This is a genomic window from Vibrio sp. 10N.222.46.A1, from assembly GCF_041473595.1.
Classification (GTDB): Bacteria; Pseudomonadota; Gammaproteobacteria; order Enterobacterales; family Vibrionaceae; genus Vibrio; species Vibrio tasmaniensis_A.
In genome coordinates this window covers 1-2177 of record NZ_JBFRSN010001249.1, presented here as the reverse complement: position 1 = coordinate 2177, position 2177 = coordinate 1, and the positions used below count along the sequence as shown (strand labels likewise).

The 2177-nt window shown below is 46.3% G+C and carries 1 protein-coding gene and 1 pseudogene; both read left to right on the top strand.

Annotation, left to right across the window (positions count from 1 at the left end; all coding sequences use genetic code 11):
• Positions 1-534: pseudogene (locus AB4496_RS25660) on the top strand (DNA topoisomerase IV subunit B); the annotation flags it as partial.
• A 3-nt stretch (positions 535-537) separates the two neighbouring features.
• Positions 538-2177, top strand: a 1640-nt coding sequence (gene parC, locus AB4496_RS25655; protein ID WP_372132670.1) for a DNA topoisomerase IV subunit A, incomplete at its 3' end; no start/stop codon positions are given.

The following is a 2177-nucleotide window of genomic DNA, read 5'->3' as shown; positions in this document are numbered from 1 at the left end:
GTGTCAGCGGACCAAGTATTGGCTTCACAAGAAGTACATGATATTTCGGTTGCTTTGGGTATCGATCCTGATAACGATGACTTGTCAGGCCTGCGTTACGGTAAGATCTGTATCCTTGCCGATGCGGACTCGGATGGTCTTCATATCGCGACACTGCTATGTGCACTATTTACTCGCCATTTCCATGCATTGGTTGAAGCGGGTCATATCTATGTGGCAATGCCCCCTCTGTATCGTATCGATTGCGGTAAAGAAGTGTTCTACGCACTTGATGATGCAGAGAAAGATGGTGTGCTTGAGCGACTGTCGCAGAAGAAAGCTAAGATCAACGTGCAACGATTCAAAGGTCTGGGTGAAATGAACCCACTTCAGTTACGTGAAACCACCATGGATCCGAACACTCGTCGTCTTGTTCAATTAACGATTGATGACAACGAAGCGACCAACGAGATGATGGACATGCTGCTTGGTAAAAAACGTGCAGATGATCGCCGTACATGGCTACAGACTAACGGTGATATGGCCGAGGTATAATGGATGTCTAACGAAATTACATATGATGGCGTTGAACAGCTGCCAATGCGCAAGTTCACCGAAGATGCCTACTTAAATTACTCAATGTACGTGATCATGGATCGTGCATTACCGTATATCGGTGATGGCTTGAAGCCAGTACAGCGTCGTATTATCTACGCGATGTCTGAGCTGGGCTTATCAGCTGCATCGAAATACAAAAAATCAGCACGTACCGTTGGTGACGTATTAGGTAAGTATCACCCACACGGTGACTCTGCTTGTTACGAAGCGATGGTATTGATGGCGCAGCCTTTCTCTTACCGCTACCCATTGGTAGACGGTCAAGGTAACTGGGGTGCTCCGGACGACCCGAAATCGTTCGCTGCGATGCGTTATACCGAAGCGAAATTATCTAAGTTTGCTGAGGTTCTTCTAGGTGAACTAGGTCAAGGCACCGTTGATTGGCAACCAAACTTTGATGGCACCATGAAAGAGCCTCAGATGTTGCCAGCACGTCTACCTCATATCTTACTTAACGGTATTACTGGTATCGCGGTAGGTATGGCGACGGACATCCCGCCTCACAATGTCCGTGAAGTGGCGAACGCAGCGATTCACTTGATTGATACGCCGAAAGCTGAACTTCCAGATGTGATGGGTTTCATTCAAGGCCCTGATTACCCGACAGAGGCTGAGATTATTTCGCCGAAGTCGGACATCGAAAAGATCTACCGTACAGGCCGTGGCAGCATCAAGATGCGCGCGGTTTGGCACAAGGAAGGCTCTGATATTGTTATCACTGCTTTACCTCATCAAGTGTCAGGTGCGAAGTTACTTGAGCAAATTGCTAACCAGATGCGCGCTAAGAAGCTGCCAATGGTTGACGACTTGCGTGACGAATCGGATCACGAGAACCCAACTCGCATCGTTGTCGTTCCTCGTTCAAACCGTATCGACTGTGACCAATTGATGAGTCACCTATTCGCTTCGACGGATCTAGAGAAAAACTTCCGGGTTAACTTGAACATGATTGGTTTAGACAATCGTCCTCAAGTTAAAGGCCTAGTTCAAATTCTGAAAGAGTGGATTGAGTTCCGTCGCACGACCGTTCGCCGTCGTTTGCAGTACCGTTTAGATAAAGTACTAGCACGTTTGCATATTTTAGAAGGTTTGCTTGCTGCTTATCTTAATATCGATGAAGTGATTGAAATCATTCGTACAGAAGACGAACCATGTCCTGTATTGATGAGCCGTTTCAACATTTCTGAAATTCAAGCCAATGCGATTCTTGATATTAAACTTCGTAACTTAGCTAAGTTAGAAGAGTTTAAAATCCGAGCGGAACAAGAAGAGCTTGAAGCTGAACGCGAAAAGCTTGAAAAGCTACTCGGTTCAGAGCGTCGCTTGAATACGTTGATCAAGAAAGAAATCCAAGCAGATGCAGATAAATACGGCGATGATCGTCGCTCACCTCTGATTGAGCGTGCTGAAGCGAAAGCGCTAACAGAACGCGACTTAGTACCAAGCGAACCAATCACGGTTGTGTTGTCTGAGAAAGGTTGGATTCGTCATGCTAAAGGGCATGAAGTTGATGCTGAAGGCTTGAACTACAAATCTGGTGATAAGTTCTTAGCGAGTGCTAAGGGTAAGAGTAACCAACA